Origin of the sequence: Paenibacillus sp. J14, assembly GCF_000518465.1 — a bacterium.
GTDB classification, from domain to species: domain Bacteria; phylum Bacillota; class Bacilli; order Paenibacillales; family Paenibacillaceae; genus Fontibacillus; species Fontibacillus barengoltzii.
This window is the reverse complement of the sequence record NZ_JADQ01000030.1, coordinates 37411-54295: the sequence shown is the minus strand read 5'-3', so window position 1 is coordinate 54295 and position 16885 is coordinate 37411. Positions and strand designations below refer to the sequence as shown.

General features: G+C 51.0%; 13 protein-coding genes. All 13 read left to right on the top strand.

Features of this window, described 5'->3' with window-relative positions; genetic code table 11:
* The first annotated feature begins 352 nt into the window (after positions 1 to 352).
* Positions 353 to 622, top strand: coding sequence for a 30S ribosomal protein S15 (rpsO, locus tag M891_RS0112955; RefSeq protein WP_009223056.1), 270 nt, complete (start codon positions 353 to 355; stop codon positions 620 to 622).
* Positions 623 to 867: 245 nt separating this feature from the next.
* Positions 868 to 2976, top strand: a complete 2109-nt coding sequence (gene pnp / locus M891_RS0112950) for a polyribonucleotide nucleotidyltransferase (protein WP_016312398.1) — start codon at positions 868 to 870, stop codon at positions 2974 to 2976.
* Between the two features lie 145 nt (positions 2977 to 3121).
* Positions 3122 to 4156: a polysaccharide deacetylase family protein gene (locus M891_RS0112945; RefSeq protein WP_028539137.1), complete on the top strand. Its 1035-nt coding sequence runs from the start codon at positions 3122 to 3124 to the stop codon at positions 4154 to 4156.
* Between the two features lie 91 nt (positions 4157 to 4247).
* Positions 4248 to 5501: a M16 family metallopeptidase gene (locus M891_RS0112940; RefSeq protein ID WP_028539136.1), complete on the top strand. Its 1254-nt coding sequence runs from the start codon at positions 4248 to 4250 to the stop codon at positions 5499 to 5501.
* Complete coding sequence (dut, locus tag M891_RS0112935) at positions 5485 to 5940, top strand: dUTP diphosphatase (protein WP_016312395.1); 456 nt, start codon at positions 5485 to 5487, stop codon at positions 5938 to 5940. Before M891_RS0112940 ends, dut begins: the two co-directional genes overlap by 17 nt.
* Positions 5941 to 6764: 824 nt before the next feature.
* Positions 6765 to 7664 (top strand): dipicolinate synthase subunit DpsA, encoded by a 900-nt coding sequence (dpsA, locus tag M891_RS0112930; protein ID WP_028539135.1) that lies wholly within the window; start codon positions 6765 to 6767, stop codon positions 7662 to 7664.
* Positions 7661 to 8254: a dipicolinate synthase subunit B gene (locus M891_RS0112925; RefSeq protein WP_028539134.1), complete on the top strand. Its 594-nt coding sequence runs from the start codon at positions 7661 to 7663 to the stop codon at positions 8252 to 8254. Before dpsA ends, M891_RS0112925 begins: the two co-directional genes overlap by 4 nt.
* Before the next feature lie 256 nt (positions 8255 to 8510).
* Positions 8511 to 9731, top strand: a complete 1221-nt coding sequence (gene dapG / locus M891_RS0112915; protein WP_016312392.1) for an aspartate kinase — start codon at positions 8511 to 8513, stop codon at positions 9729 to 9731.
* Between the two features lie 93 nt (positions 9732 to 9824).
* The gene (gene dapA / locus M891_RS0112910) at positions 9825 to 10691 is read left to right on the top strand and encodes a 4-hydroxy-tetrahydrodipicolinate synthase (RefSeq protein WP_016312391.1); all 867 of its coding nucleotides are present in this window, start codon (positions 9825 to 9827) and stop codon (positions 10689 to 10691) included.
* 459 nt (positions 10692 to 11150) lie between these two features.
* Positions 11151 to 12830: a ribonuclease J gene (locus M891_RS0112905; RefSeq protein ID WP_028539133.1), complete on the top strand. Its 1680-nt coding sequence runs from the start codon at positions 11151 to 11153 to the stop codon at positions 12828 to 12830.
* A 222-nt stretch (positions 12831 to 13052) separates the two neighbouring features.
* Entirely contained in the window at positions 13053 to 13814 is a 762-nt protein-coding gene (locus tag M891_RS0112900; RefSeq protein ID WP_028539132.1) for a ClpP family protease, read from the top strand.
* Positions 13811 to 14035, top strand: coding sequence for a YlzJ-like family protein (locus tag M891_RS0112895; protein ID WP_016312389.1), 225 nt, complete (start codon positions 13811 to 13813; stop codon positions 14033 to 14035). The genes M891_RS0112900 and M891_RS0112895 overlap by 4 nt, the downstream gene beginning before the upstream one ends.
* 81 nt (positions 14036 to 14116) lie before the next feature.
* Entirely contained in the window at positions 14117 to 16798 is a 2682-nt protein-coding gene (locus M891_RS0112890) for an FtsK/SpoIIIE family DNA translocase (RefSeq protein ID WP_028539131.1), read from the top strand.
* Positions 16799 to 16885 lie beyond the last annotated feature (87 nt).

Sequence of the window (16885 nt, the reverse complement as noted above, 5' to 3'; positions counted from 1 at the left end):
CCCAGCACCTTCACGGCGTTGTCAAGGATTGCAGATTTCTCATTTCGCGATTTCGCTCTCATGTATTGATCAGCCAAGGTACGGATTACTTCACGTCGTGTTTTCATGCTCAGTTTCAAAACACATCCCTTCGGTAACATTTCGATGTGAGTGAACCGATGCCTCTTTAGTAACATTTTAACTGAGTGATCGCGCGGCATTTACTTTGCCCATCGGCTGTGGTATACTATGTAACGTTGTCATGCGGAAGAACATGTTTTTTCCAATCGGCAGCGAGAACCTTGGCTTGGTTGCACGGTTTCACCGCCGGCGACGAGGCTAACGGCGATTTGAGATAAAGGAGGTGAACAGGATGGCATTGACTCAAGAACGTAAACAACAATTGATCCAAGAGCACAGAACTCATGAGTCCGATACCGGATCCCCTGAGGTGCAAATTGCTATCCTTACGGAGAACATTGTGAATTTGACGGACCACTTGCGTACACACAAGAAGGACCATCATTCCCGTCGCGGTCTTCTGAAGATGGTTGGTCAACGTCGTAAGTTGTTGGCTTACTTGAAGAACAAAGACGTAAATCGTTACTCCGCTTTGATTGAGAAACTTGGATTGCGTCGTTAATTAAACAAGTTTGTACAAAAGCAGCCTAGTTGCATGGCGGACGCTGGCGAAGCGTGTGGTGTGCAGCCGGGTTGCTTTTTACAAATTAGGCTTTGTTGCGATAAGCTTCCATGAAGAGCTCCGTCAGGAGCTTTTGTTATGAGGACATTCTTCTCTTGTCAACGCCGCTTCTCATTATGAATTGGTGAAAAGCAGGAAATAATGAACTCAGTACCGAACTTGTATTGGTGATAAGGAGGGATTTCATGCAGACTGAAGTGAGAATGGATTTGGGAGGAAGACCTCTCATTCTGGAAACCGGCCGATTAGCGAAGCAAGCGAATGCGGCGGTCATGGTCCGCTACGGCGATACGGCGGTGCTTTGTACGGTTACGGCTTCTTCCGAACCTAAGGATTTGGACTTTTTCCCGTTAACCGTCAATTATGAAGAGAAACTGTATGCGGTCGGTAAAATTCCCGGCGGCTTTATTAAACGGGAAGGACGTCCAAGTGAAAAAGCGATTCTGGCCAGCCGTTTGACCGACCGTCCAATTCGTCCGCTCTTCCCGGAAGGCTTCCGTAATGATGTGCAAATCGTAAACCTGGTCATGAGTGTGGATCAGGACTGCGAACCGGAAATTGCCGCCATGATCGGGACTTCTGCAGCGCTGAGCATTTCCGATGTTCCGTTTAACGGGCCAATCGGAGGCGTGGCTGTAGGCCGGGTAAACGGGGAATTCGTCATTAACCCGGACGTAGCCCAGCAGGAAGCGAGCGACATTTACGTCGTGGTTGCCGGCACGAAGGACGCTATCATGATGGTAGAAGCGGAAGCGAACGAAGTTCCAGAAGAAGTGATGCTGGAAGCCATTATGTTTGGCCATGAAGAGATCAAACGGATCGTTGCCGTCATTGAAGATCTCGTAAAAGTCGCCGGTAAAGAAAAGATGCAAGTTCAGTTGCATACGGTAAATGAAGAAGTGAACCGTGAGGTTCGCGCTTATGCCCAAGATCGCTTGATTGAAGCGGTGAAGATCGCTGAGAAGCATGCTCGTCAGGATGCGATTGACGCGATTAACGACGAAACGGTAGCTCATTTCGAAGAGAAATACATAGAAACGCCGGAGCTGCTCGCCGATGTGAAGGAAGTACTTCACGACATCGTTAAGGAAGAAGTGCGCCGGTTGATCACTCATGAAAAAGTACGCCCTGACGGTCGTAAACTGGACGAGATTCGTCCGATTGAATGCGATATCAGCCTGCTGCCGCGTACGCATGGCTCCGGTCTGTTCACGCGCGGGCAAACGCAAGCGCTAAGCATCTGTACCCTTGGAGCATTGGGTGATGTTCAAATTCTCGACGGGATTGACCTCGAAGAGTCGAAACGCTTCATGCACCACTATAATTTCCCGCCGTTCAGCGTTGGCGAAGCTCGTCCATTGCGGGCTCCAGGCCGCCGCGAAATCGGTCACGGCGCATTGGGCGAACGCGCATTGTCGAAGGTGATTCCGCCGGAATCCGAATTCCCTTATACGATTCGTCTCGTATCGGAAGTGTTGGAATCTAACGGTTCGACCTCGCAGGCGAGCATTTGCGCTAGTACGCTGGCGATGATGGATGCAGGCGTACCAATCAAAGCTCCGGTTGCCGGGGTTGCGATGGGTCTGATTAAAGACGGCGAACATGTGTCGATCTTGACTGACATCCAAGGGATGGAAGATCATCTTGGCGATATGGACTTCAAAGTGGCTGGTACTGCGGAAGGCGTTACCGCGATCCAAATGGATATCAAAATTGATGGCATTGACCGGCAAATTTTGTCCGATGCTTTGAAGCAAGCAAGAGAAGGTCGACTGTTTATCTTGTCCAAAATGATGGAACGGATCCAGAAGCCGAAGGAGCATCTGTCCCCTTACGCGCCGAAGATTACGATCATGCAAATCAATCCGGACAAAATTCGCGATGTTATCGGAGCCGGCGGCAAGATCATCAACAAGATCATCGAGGAAACCGGCGTGAAGATCGATATCGAACAAGATGGCCGCGTGTACATCGCTTCTACCAATGAAGAGATGAACAACAAAGCGCGTTCGATCATTGAAGGGATTGTCAAAGAAGTGGTGGTTGGCGAGATTTACGTCGGGACCGTCAAACGGATCGAGAAATTTGGTGCATTCGTTGAGATTTTGCCAGGTAAAGACGGCTTAGTGCATATTTCGCAACTCTCAACGGAACGCGTCGCCAAAGTTGAAGACGTTGTGGCGATCGGTGATACGGTAACGGTAAAAGTGACCGAGATCGACAACCAAGGACGGATTAATCTTTCCCGCAAAGCGGTATTAACCGCCGAAACGGACAAAACTCCATCCAAATAAATTTATAATCTATCGACGCAGGCAACCCTTGCGGGAAAAGAGACAGAATAATTAAATTCTGGCTCTTTTTTATTGCTTTCGCATATCCCTAGGCTTGTCAACATATGATGGGGACAAAAACCGTTTAAGGGGATGAGCTGTTAGCATGGGGCGGAACAAGTTTGCAGTCATCGCGATCTGCATTGCGTTGATGATGATATTGGGGCAGTTTGCCGGCATTCGGGCTTTTGTTGCCAAAAGCTCGGGAGAAGACAGCTACGCTTTTCGCCTGATTCATGACTTGACCGGTGACTTGGGCGCTCAGGACCAGCCTGACCCGGCTAGCGGCGGGACAGCGAAGGATACGGATCCGTTGCTGGCCAAGATCCGGGAAGAGGCGGAGAAGCAGCGGATCGAGCCAATTGACGCGGTGGTCGACCGGGTCTGGAAAGCGATTCCCGGCTATAACGGTCGAGAGGTAGATATCGAACGTACCTATGAGAAAGCCAAATTGTTGCCGGAGGGCGCGAACATCGAGTATGTGTATCGGGAGCTACGGCCGAAAGTAAATCTTGAGGATTTAGGGCCGCAGCCGATTTACCGGGGGAACCCGAACAAGCCGATGGCAGCGCTCATGATCAATGTGGCCTGGGGCAATGAATACCTGGTGCCGATGCTGGATACGTTGGATCAGCAGAAGGTCAAGGCGACCTTTTTTCTCGATGGCAGCTGGCTGAAGAAGAACGGGGAGCTTGCGGCTGAAATCAAACGGCGTGGCCATCAAATCGAAAACCACGCCTACTCGCATCCGAATATGAGCCAGCTGGAACAAACGCGGGCACGGCTGGAGATCTCCAAAACGAAGGAGCTGCTGAAGGAGAAGCTGGGCGTGGAAAATCGCTGGTTCGCGCCGCCTTCAGGCGATTATAATATGCAGACCGTCAAGCTGGCAGCAGAGCAGGGGCTGAAGACGGTTTTGTGGACGGTGGATACCGTAGATTGGAAAAATCCGCCCGCAACCAGCATCGTGAGTAAGATTAGCAATAATGTAGGGCCGGGAACGCTGATCTTGATGCATCCGACGGCGGCCAGCCGCGACGCGCTGGAAGGGATGATTCAGGCCATTCGCAGCAAAGGGTTGGTGCTCGGAACCGTGGAACAAACGCTGTCGCCGGACCGAGTGGAAGTTCCTGTGCCGTAGAGTTGAGCTTTCCGCCTTTTTTTGGTAGGATAGGGATGCATTTATTAACGACGCTAACCAACGCATCGCATAACATTTAGGAGGGCCTTTCGTGAAGAAAACGCAATTGAAAAACGGCCTTCGGGTAGTCATGGAGAAGATCCCAACGTGCCGTTCGGTCTCGTTCGGGATTTGGGTCAAAACTGGCTCCCGCAATGAACGCCCTGAGCGGGGCGGAATTTCGCATTTTATCGAACACATGCTGTTTAAAGGGACGGAACGCTACAGCGCCAAGGACATCGCAGAACAGTTTGATGCGATTGGCGGCAACGTTAACGCGTTTACGTCCAAGGAATATACCTGCTATTACGCGAAAGTGCTGGATGAGCATTTACCGATTGCGGTTGACGTGTTGTCCGACATGTTTTTCCGTTCTTTGTTCGATGCGGAAGAGCTGCGGAGAGAGAAAAACGTCATCGTCGAGGAAATCTCCATGTACGAAGATACGCCGGATGATATGGTCCACGATCTTGTAACGCAGGCAGCCTACGGGGACCATCCGCTGGCTCTTCCGATTCTAGGGACGGAGGAGAAGCTGCGCGCTATGGAATCTGAGCATCTGCGAGAATACATGCGTGAGCACTATACGATCGAGAATACGGTTATTAGCGTGGCAGGGAATATCGATGAACAGGTGATTGACCTGCTGGAGCAATATTTCGGTGATTTTTCGAATCGGGGAAGTTCCAGTCCATTGGCTGCGCCTGAGTTCTTGGGCGGATTGAAGTTCCACCGCAAGAAGACCGAGCAGAACCATATTTGCTTGTCCTTCCCCGGATTGCCGATCGGGGATGAGAAGCAGTATGCGATGGTGCTGCTGAACAATGCGCTTGGCGGCGGCATGAGCTCGCGACTCTTTCAGGAAATCCGTGAGAAACGCGGGTTAGCCTACTCGGTGTACTCGTATCACAGCTCGCACGCTGACAGTGGACTGTTTACGGTGTACGCGGGAACCGCGCCGCGTCAAACGAAGGAAGTGCTGGATTTGACCAAGGAGATCCTGCACGATGTGTCGGTGAACGGGATTACTCCAAACGAGCTAAGCAAGGGGAAGGAACAGCTGAAGGGCAGCTTGATTTTGAGCTTAGAAAGCACCGGAAGCCGCATGAATCGACTTGGCAAAAATGAGCTGATGATCGGCAAACATTATTCTTTAGATGAAATGATCGCCCGCATTGAGGCGGTGACGATGGACGATGTTAACCAAGTATTGAAGGGCATGTTTAGTCATCCATTTTCGCTTGCTATGGTGGGGGCGTCTGATCGCGTGATATCGGGAGTTAGGAGAGATGAGCTTGTCGTTTGAAGTGCAAATTAATCGTTTGGCAGGAAATGAAGATATTGAGCTGCCGCGTAAAATGTCGGAGCTGGCTTCCGGCTTTGACCTCTACGCCGCCGTTACAGAGGAGCTGACGCTCCAGCCAGGGCAACGCGCCCTCGTACCGACCGGGATCGCGATCGCGATGCCCGGCGGCTTAGAGGCGCAAATTCGCCCGCGCAGCGGGCTGGCGTTGAAGCACGGGATTACGTGCCTGAATACGCCGGGAACCATCGATGCAGATTACCGCGGCGAAATCAAGGTGCTGCTGATCAATCTTGGTCAGGAACCGTTCGTGATCCGGCGGAATGAACGGATTGCTCAGATGGTGTTCCAGATCGTTCCCGAGGTGAACCTCGTGCAGGTAGACAAGCTGTCGGAGACGGTTCGCGGCGCCGGCGGGTTTGGGCATACGGGCACGAAGTAAGACGCTGAGGCGCGTTCAACCAGAACGGCTTAAAGATAAGGGTAAATAAGGTTCCTATTATCGGTTTGACCGGAAATAGCGAACTTTTTTACCCTTATTTTCTTTCTTTGCGTTCGTAAGTGGCTCACATGACGTGTTTAAAGGTCTCCGAATTTTGCTGAGGTCCGTGGCAAGAAAGACCGTCCACACTTTTTATAACCACCGAGTTCCCCCAGTATTGTTTCGTAAGTGTACAGCCGCGTGCTGAATCTTCATCTCCTGTATCTTAAGAGCATCCCATAATTTTTAACCAATGTTCATTTTCAGTTGGCACTACATTGGTCAGCTCGGACAGCTCGTCTAAGGTTTAGCTCGCTCTAACTCGAATAAAAGATCGCCCCCCTGAAACAGCGGCGTCGAGCGAATGACCATCGGTCCTTCCAAAGTCCAGTATAACGGCAGCTCTAGATTCAAGCAGGCCCTCTGCCTTTAAGCCGCTTTACAGCGCTGCAGTAGAAACGACGGTGCATCCGCATGACGCTCACAAGAACATCAACCCTAACTCCACTTCCCTATCCCATCGATCTGATAGTATCCCGTAACTTCTTACGTTGCTCCTTATGCCATCCATCGATTCACAAATACCTCGGATCGTTTTCCTAGCTTGTTCAAAAGACTGCAGCGGCTGCAATAATATGGAATGTATCCTATAAAATTGCTGGAAAGGTTTGCTATGACGATATACACATCGTCAGCTTCGCAACGCATTCTAGACTTTCACCACTTCGTAGGCCGCGGCATAAGATGGTCTATACTGTGTTGCTTGGAAGGAGTGCCGTCTAAGAATGCTGACCGGAATCACAATTGTATTCCTCGGTGGGGATGCCCGGCAGGTGGAGGTCATCAACAAATGTGTCGAGCTGGATGCTACAGTACGGGTTGTTGGATTCGACCGATGGGAAACACCCCTTAAAGGAGTCTCGCAGGAGACGTTAAGCCCCGGCTTGCTGGCCGGCGCGGACGTAATCATCCTTCCGGTAATCGGTTGCGATGATCACGGTGTCGTCCCGGCGCCGTTCTCTACAGAACAACTGGTCATTAAACGGGAATGGTTTGCCTCCGTCCGAACAAGCACGCTGGTCTATACCGGTATTGCCAAGAGCTTCCTAAAGCAAATGGGCGAGGAGCACGGCTTCCGGATCATCGAGGTGCTCGAACGTGATGACGTCGCCATTTATAACTCGATTCCAACGGCGGAAGGCGCAGTAATGATGGCGATTCAGAACACGGACATCACGATTCACGGTTCGAACTGTATCGTACTTGGGATCGGGAGGACAGGGTTTACGCTGGCAAGAACGCTGCAAGGTTTGGGAGCGAATGTGAGGGTAGGGGTACGTCGTGAAGCTGATGTGGCCAGGGCGGTGCAAATGGGCTGGAAGCCTTTTGTGACAAGGGATTTGGCCGCCAACACAGGGGATGTTGACTTGATTTTTAACACAATTCCGACTATGATAGTCACAGCGCAAATCATCTCGAAACTGCCCCGTACGGCGGTGATTATCGACCTGGCTTCGGCGCCTGGTGGAACGGATTTCCGTTTCGCTGAGAAGCGCGGAGTGAAGGCGATTTTAGCCCCTGGCCTCCCCGGAATCGTCGCTCCCAAATCGGCTGGAATTATTATGGCGAACACGATTTGTCAGTCGATTATGGATGAGTATCAATCACGGGGGGATGAACAGTGAATTGGCAGGGTAAAACGGTAGGTTACGCCATTACGGGCTCGCATTGTACGTTTGCTGAGGTAATGCCACAGATCCAACGATTTATTGACGGAGGGGCGAAGGTTGTGCCGATCATATCCCAGTCGGTACTGACGACCGACACCCGTTTCGGTAAATCGGAGGATTGGCGCAAACAGTTGAAAGATATTACCGGGAATGATATTATTTCTTCAATTGTCGAAGCCGAACCGCTGGGTCCAAGCAAGCTGCTGGACGTGTTGGTTATCGCTCCTTGCACGGGAACGACGACGAGCAAACTGGCGAATGCGATAACGGATAGTCCCGTATTGATGGCCGCTAAAGCCCAGCTGAGAAACGGGCGACCGCTTGTCATCGCGGTGTCGACGAATGACGGTTTAGGTTTTAATTTGGCAAATATCGCGAAATTAATTGTGGCCAAGAACGTATATTTCGTTCCGTTTGGTCAAGACAATCCGACCGGCAAACCGAATTCGCTCGTAGCAAATATGGAACTGATTCCTGAAACATGCTATGCCGCGCTTGAAGGCAAACAGCTGCAACCGTTAATTATCGAACGTTTTCATGGATAACGTTGCGCAGCCGGCATACCATGTATGAAGCACCGTTCGGGTTGTTTCACGCCGTGATCTTTACAGGACGGACTCAATATAGGTGGGAAGTATCGGAACAAATTGCTCAAAGGCGCAGCATGGAATGCCGTATACCATCGCGGAGATCATTGCGGCGAAGGGGTATGTTTTCGAAGCTCTGGGTTCGTTAATCTTGCTATTACTAACGGAATGAAGTCATCGCTTTACTCCGCACTTATTAACTGGAGGAATATCCATGCGCATTTTGGTGCAAAAATTCGGTGGCACGTCTCTTTCGACGAAAGAAGCGAGAGAGCATGTCATCTCACACGTACGCCGGGAACTGGATAACGGTTTCCGGCTCGTCGTGGTGGTTTCGGCTATGGGCCGAAAAGGGGATCCTTACGCAACGGACACCTTGCTTGATTTGGTGTCTGAAGGGGATTGCTATTTACCCCCTCGCGAACAAGATTTACTGATGGCTTGCGGCGAAATTATTTCCGCAGCCAAGCTGTGCAGCTTGCTAGCTGAGCAGCACATCTCTTCGGTCGTCTTGACTGGAGCTCAAGCTGGATTCCGAACGGACAGCCAGTTTGGCAATGCGAGAATTCTGGATATCGTTCCGACACGGGTGCTGGAAGAACTGCAGCAGAAGGATGTCGTGATTGTGACAGGGTTTCAAGGTCAAAATCAAGACGGCGACTTCACAACGCTGGGGCGTGGAGGTAGCGATACCTCGGCTACGGCGTTAGGGGCTGCGTTACACGCCGAAATGGTTGATATTTATACCGATGTGAACGGGATCTTAACTGCGGATCCCCGGATTGTCGAGGATGCGAAGCCGCTGGAATACGTCAGCTACGCAGAAATCTGCAACATGGCGCATCAAGGGGCTAAAGTTATTCATCCCCGCGCTGTAGAAATTGCGATGCAAGCAGGAATTCCGGTACGGGTTCGCTCGACTTTTTCGCAAGGGGAAGGAACATTGGTTGCTAACCCCGAAGGTTTTAAGGACGTACAACTGGGGATTGTGGATCGTTACGTGACTGGGATTGCCTATGTGGCGAACGTGACGCAAATCCGGGTGGAATCCGTTGGCAACGGCCCGCATCATCTACAGCTGCAAGTTTTTAAATCCATGGCAGAGAACGACATTAGTGTTGATTTTATTAATGTGACCCCAACCGGTGTCGTTTATACGGTCTTTGATAAAGATTCGGCGAAGGCAGAAGCGGTGTTGAGATCGCTGGACCTTTCACCGCAAATATGCACGGGATGCGCCAAGGTGTCCGTCATCGGCGGCGGCATTAACGGCGTACCTGGAATTATGGCCAAGATCGTTGAGGCTCTGACCGAGCAGGGCATTCAGATTTTGCAATCGGCTGATTCGAATACTACGATTTGGGTTTTGGTGCGGAAGGACGATATGGTGCAGGCGCTACGAGCGTTGCATGCGAAGTTCGAACTGGGCCGCTAACCAAGCATGTGAATTCATCGCTTAAGGAAATTGAAGGCATACTGAGAAGACGGCAATAAATAAGCGAAGCGGGAGACGGGAGGAGGATATGGCGTGATTGATTTCGGAAGAATGATTACAGCCATGGTAACGCCTTTTAATGATCAAGGAAAAATTGACTGGGACCAAACCGCAAGCCTGATCGACTATTTGGTGGAGGAGCAGCAATCTGACAGTTTGGTCGTAAGCGGAACGACGGGGGAGTCCCCTACACTAACGGATGAAGAAAAGCTTGAGCTGTTTGCCTTCGCGGTAAAACATGCAGCCGGACGCTGCAAAATTATTGCTGGCACAGGAAGCAATGATACTGCTCATTCCGTTCATTTGACGCGTGAAGCTGAAAAATGCGGAGTAGACGGGATTTTGCTGGTCGCTCCGTATTATAATAAGCCGAATCAGGAAGGCCTTTTCCGCCATTTCGAAGCGATTGCGGCTGTAACCAGCCTGCCGGTTATCGTGTACAACGTGCCTAGCCGTACAGTTGTCAGCTTGAGCGTGGAAACGACGCTGCGGCTGGCGCAAATCCCAAATATCGTGGGGACCAAGGAATGCGCGCCTCTGGATCAGGTTGCTATGATCGTTGCCCAGGCGCCGGAGCATTTTAAGGTTTATTCGGGTGATGATGCCTCGGCACTTCCAGCGATGGCGGTCGGAGCTTACGGTGTCATTAGCGTGGCCAGCCATGTCGCAGGCCGCTCCATCAAAGAAATGGTTGCACAATTCTTTAATGGGAACGTAGAGCGGGCAAGCCAGTTGCATCGCGAGCTTCTGCCGTTATTTAAGGTGTTGTTTGAATGCCCGAATCCAGTAGCCGTGAAGTATGCATTAAATGAAACCGGCCATCCAGTAGGAACGGTTCGTTTGCCGCTGGTGCCGCCAAGTGAACAAGAAGCGCAGCGGATTCGCAGCTTCCTCAAATAGCGGCTGTCTATCTTTGAATAACCAGATATGTGCTGTATTCCCAGAAACCGATGCCTGATTTGCAGGCATCGGTTTTTTTGTCGTGGCACAAGGTAAGGTTAGACGTAGGGAAAAGCGCTGACTTGTTTTTTGCCAATTTAATCATGTATAATGAGTTCAAGTGACTGGGTGCGGTGAATTATGAATTAAATGGCTTGTTCAAGAAGTTGGCTTCTGCCAGTGTAAGCGAGTACGGAGAACGTTTTACCAGACCGCTTGGTATGGATGAAGCTGTGGATTTTACTAGAACTTGATTGAACAACCATTTGATATGACTTTGAGAAACGGCGAGTTCGTCTTGATCAAGGCGATTGTTTATTCCTGCAATTTACAGGCTTTGGAATTTAGATGTAGCGTTTGGAGCTATTTCCATAGGGATTTTCGATACGACGTCCATAATAATAGGAGGGTTAGATTCACTTGTCTAAAAAAATAAATAATGAGAAATTGACGATTTTCGCATTGGGCGGCGTCGCAGAGATTGGGAAGAACATGTATGTCGTTCAATATGCCAATGACATTGTTGTCATCGACTCCGGACTTAAGTTTCCGGAAGAGGACATGCTCGGCATCGACATCGTCATTCCCGATATCACTTACTTGACGGAGAACCGCGATAAAGTAAGAGGCATCGTATTGACGCACGGCCATGAAGACCATATCGGCGGTTTGCCTTACGTGCTGAAGAACTTGAACGTTCCGGTTTACGGGACGAAATTAACTTTAGGTCTGGTTGAGAACAAACTGAAGGAAGCGGGACTGCTCGGCGAAACGAAACGCGTATTGATCAATGCCGATTCCGTGATTGAGCTTGGAACAACGATGAAAGCTTCATTCTTCCGGACGAATCATAGTATTCCGGATTCGGTGGGTGTATGCATCGAAACTCCGGAAGGGAATGTCGTTCATACCGGTGACTTCAAATTTGATCATACCCCAGTCAATGATCAATATGCGGATTTGCACCGAATGGGCGAAATCGGGAAGAATGGCGTGCTAGCGCTGTTATCTGACAGTACTAATGCGGAGAGAGCGGGCTTTACGCCATCGGAGAAGAATGTTGGCATCGTACTTAGCGATATTTTCCATAAAGCGAAGCAACGCGTAGTTGTAGCAACCTTCGCTTCCAATGTTCATCGGATTCAGCAAGTCATCGATGCGGCACACGCAACGAACCGGAAGCTGACCATCATTGGCCGCAGTATGGTGAACGTGGTGACAATCGCGGAAGAGTTAGGGTATCTGAACGTACCGGACGGAATCATCATTGAGCCGGAAGAAGTTAACAAGATGGCTGCAGATCGCGTTGTCATTTTGTGCACTGGTAGCCAAGGTGAACCGATGTCCGCCTTGACGCGGATGGCTCGCTCGACGCATCGCAAGGTTGATATTCTTCCAGGCGACACGGTTATCATCGCGGCAACACCGGTACCGGGTAATGAGAAGTACGTAGGCCGGACGATTGATGAATTGTTCCGCCTCGGAGCAGAAGTCATTTACAGCGGATCGAATTCCGGTGTTCACGTTTCGGGTCACGGCAGCCAGGAAGAGCTGAAGCTCATGCTGAACCTGATGCGGCCGAAATATTTTATTCCGATCCACGGGGAATATCGTATGCTGCGGAAGCATGCTTTGCTTGGGGAGTCGGTTGGTATTGATCCAGACAATATCTTCCTGATTGATATCGGGGATACGATTGAGATTCAGAACGGTGTAGCTCGCAAAGCTGGGAAAGTTCCAGCTGGTAATGTGCTCATCGACGGTCTTGGCGTAGGCGATGTCGGCAATATCGTATTGCGCGACCGCAAACTGTTATCCCAAGATGGGATCCTGGTTGTGGTTGTCACGCTGAGCAAGCAAGACGGAACGATCGTATCCGGACCGGATATTATCTCCCGCGGCTTCGTTTATGTACGTGAATCGGAAGGCTTGCTGGAAGAAGCGAACCGTATTGTCTCCAGTACACTGGAGAAGCTGATGAGCGAGAACGTAAACGAATGGGCTTCGTTGAAAACCAACGTGAAGGATGCCCTTGGCCGATTCTTGTATGAGCAAACGCGCCGTAGACCGATGATTTTGCCGATCATCATGGAAGTATAATGATGAATTAACCAACTTAAGCACACAGTCGCCCCTTTCCTGCCGGTTATTATGGACGGTTTCCGCAGGAAAGGGGCTTTTTGTCGTTTTCATGCGATATGGCGTGAGGTTCCTGATTTGAGGTCTCTCTTGCATAGATTGAAGAAGGTTGTCGGCATACTAAGGGCTGCATAGAGCAACGAGACTTCGTCGGATTGCCGACACCGAAAGGAAGGCTTAATCATGGATAAGAACCTAAGCAAATCAAGCGTTCGCAGTGAATCTGAACTTCCGCCAACGACCGAACCGGAGAAAAAAGAAGCCACAGTTCCAGAAATGATTCAGCAGCTCGGGCAAACGGCGGTGCCTACTCCCGGTGAATCGAATGTGTATTGCTTAACGATCATTGGTCAGATCGAAGGGCATTTAGTGCTTCCGCCGCAAAATAAGACAACGAAATATGAACATGTTATTCCTCAATTAGTGGCAGCGGAACAGAATCCGCGGATTGAAGGACTGTTAATTATATTAAATACCGTAGGCGGCGATGTGGAGGCTGGGCTTGCCATTGCAGAGATGATATCTTCCCTGTCCAAGCCTACCGTCACGGTTGTTATCGGCGGGGGACATAGCATCGGTGTTCCGATTGCTGTGGCCTCCGATTATTCCTTGATCGCCGAAAGCGCCACGATGACCATCCATCCGATTCGCATGACCGGGCTAGTGATCGGAGTTCCTCAGACTTTTGAGTATATTGAGAAGATGCAAGAAAGGGTCGTGCGTTTTGTAACAACCCATTCGAAGATATCCGAGGAGAAGTTCAAGGAGCTGATGTTTAAGACGGGGGAATTAAACCGGGATATCGGTACAGCAGTTGGCGGCAGCGATGCAGTGAAGTACGGGCTAATTGATGCCATCGGCGGGATTGGGGATGGATTAGCCAAGCTGAATTCGATGATTGAATCGAAGCGACAAGCGAAGCAAGCAGGAGGGATAACCCAATGACGCATTATACGATCTTGCCGGAGGAGGCTTATTGGGAGAATGCCGAAAACCAGGCGGCGTACGGTGAAATCGAACTGAACGGCGTGCTGATGCAGGTGCGGATGGAGGAGGGCAATCGGGCGACCATCGTACGGCTGCTGCGCTGCCGACTGGAGGATTATTTGAACCCCGATCTGGCGCCCGGGCGGCAAATTACATTTTACCCCACGTTATTAAAGTGAGAATCTATGCCGGCGACGGCATCTTTTCTAGGCCCCCCTCGGTGAATATGGTATAATATTCATCTAGGGGGTGTTTTCGTTTTGCCACGGAAACGGAAGAAGAGGAAAGCTGCGATCGGCAGCATACTGAAATACGAAATATACGGAATCATCCTAATCACTTTATCGATTATCGCCTTGAGCGGGGAGGCTGCCGTAGGAAGGACGCTATCGAAAATGGCTGCGTTGATCCTCGGCAAATTTTATTTTGTGATCCCCTTAATTGGCATTTACATAGGACTAGCTGTCATGATCAACCGGAAATGGCCGAATCGCTGGAACGCTCGCCGCAGCGGTGTGCTGCTGGCAGTGTTAGCGCTGACGCTGATGAGCACCATTTCGGCCATGCAGCATAAGCTGGCGCCAGCCGTGCCTTTATCTACAGGTAATGTGCTGGGCCAGATTCACCGCGATCTGCAAACAGCGTTGTTCCAGCCTGCGGTGAGCGATGCCGGCATCAGCCTGCTGGGCCTGGATATTAGCGGCGGCTATGTTGGTGCACTTGAATTTGCTTTGCTTTATTCTTTGTTTGGCATGGCCGGTGCGAAGCTGATTATGATCGTACTGTTGGCGATTAGCTTCATGCTGGTGACCGGATTATCGTATGTGGATTTATTCCGAATGCTGAATTCCCGATTGGCCGTGCTGGCCGAAAACTTCGGAAAAAAAATGCGCATGCTTCGTCCGATCCCCGTGCGGAACAAAGCTAAACGAGCGGTGAAGAAGACAGAGCCTGTGGTTACCACTTATGATGATTCGGAGGATGAAGAATCTTCTCTCGATGAAGAAGCGGTGCCAACTGCAAGCGGTAAGAAGCCGGTATTTTTCCAGCTGCTGAACTTCAAGGGAAGATCTGATGAACCAGTGGAAGCAGCGCCCATCGAAGATGAGAAGCCTGCGGTCGCGGAGTCTGCTGAGCAATCGGTGGATGCAGGAATCAACTGGAATGAAGTCAACTATATCGGCAGGGATGAGGACGAGTCTAGGAAGTCAGATGGATTCGCTGGCAGTGACACAGGGCCGATTATCCGTGATTTCTTCGACCACATTCAGCAGGAAAGCTTCCATCAAGATGAGGAACCCGATGAGGACGAGCCTGGGCTGCATAGCGCTCTCTCTCCTAGCGTCCCATTCGAGGAAACAGCACAGGATGTACTTGATCCAGTAGGAGGGGATATCTCCGGGGATAATGATAAATCCGGGCTTGGGAATCCTGCAGCCGATATGCTTGAGGGGGCTGGTGAGGCTGAGGGCGACGGACAAGCTGCGGCACCGCCGCCTGCGCCTAAGCCCGCTCCGAAGCCGTACAAGCTGCCTTCGTTCCGGCTTCTGTCGAAACCGGCTGGGGCAGGGAAGTCCGGTGATCAAGCGGATTATATGCAAACCGCGCGGAAGCTGGAAGCTACGCTCGAAAGCTTTGGCGTACGGGCCCGGGTGTTGGAGGTCGTACGCGGACCTGCGGTAACCCGTTACGAAATTCAGCCGGATATCGGTGTGAAGGTCAGCCGAATTGTTAACTTAACGGACGATATCGCCTTGGCTCTGGCAGCGAAGGATATCCGGATGGAAGCACCGATTCCAGGGAAATCTGCGATTGGTATCGAGGTGCCGAACAACGAGGTTTCGCTGGTGACGATGCGTGAGGTGATGGAGACGCCAACGTTTATGGAGGCGGAGTCTAAGCTAAGCATAGCGTTTGGGCGAGATATTTCCGGTCAAACGATCGTGGGCAATCTGGCGAAGATGCCTCACTTGCTGGTGGCCGGGGCTACCGGCTCCGGGAAGTCGGTGTGCATTAACGGCATTATCACCAGCATTCTGTTCAAAGCGAAGCCGGATGAAGTGAAATTTATGATGGTCGATCCGAAAATGGTCGAACTTAATGTGTATAACGGTATTCCGCATCTGCTCACTCCGGTTGTGACCGATCCGCGGCGCGCTTCACTAGCGCTGAAGAAGATCGTGGTGGAGATGGAGAAACGATATGAGTTATTCTCCAAATCGGGAGCGCGGAATATTGAAGGCTACAACCAAATGATGGCGGACCAACCTGAGGCGGTGTTGCCGTATATCGTGGTGATTGTCGACGAGTTAGCGGACCTCATGATGGTTGCAGCCAGCGATGTCGAGGATGCCATCGCTCGTTTGGCGCAGATGGCCCGGGCGGCGGGGATCCATCTGATCATCGCGACGCAGCGGCCTTCGGTAGACGTCATCACCGGCGTAATCAAAGCCAACATCCCGTCACGGATCGCGTTTGGCGTATCGTCTCAGGTCGATTCCCGAACGATTCTGGATATGGCTGGTGCCGAGAAGCTTCTAGGCCGCGGGGACATGCTCTATATGCCGATGGGCGCGTCTAAGCCGATCCGGGTGCAGGGCGCGTTTATGAGCGACCAGGAGGTCGAGGCGATTGTAAACTATGTGCGGGGGCAAGGCCAAGCCGAATACGACGAAAGCCTGGTACCTGAAGTGGATGAAGAAGTACAGGAAACCGAAGAAGTACAGGACGAGCTCTTTGATCAAGCCGTCCAAATCGTACTGGAAGCCAAGCAAGCCTCTGTTTCCTTGCTGCAACGACGGATGCGGGTTGGGTATACTCGTGCTGCGCGTCTGATTGACTCCATGGAGGCGCGAGGAATTGTTGGGCCATATGAAGGCAGCAAACCGCGGGAAGTGTTAATGTCCATCGATCAATATAAAATGGGAAGGATCTCTTCTTGATTCTGTAGAATCGAAGGGGCCTTCCCTTTTCTTTAATTCGTCTAGCTCGAACCTTATGGGTGCATAGGAAGGGACAACGGTTGTCAT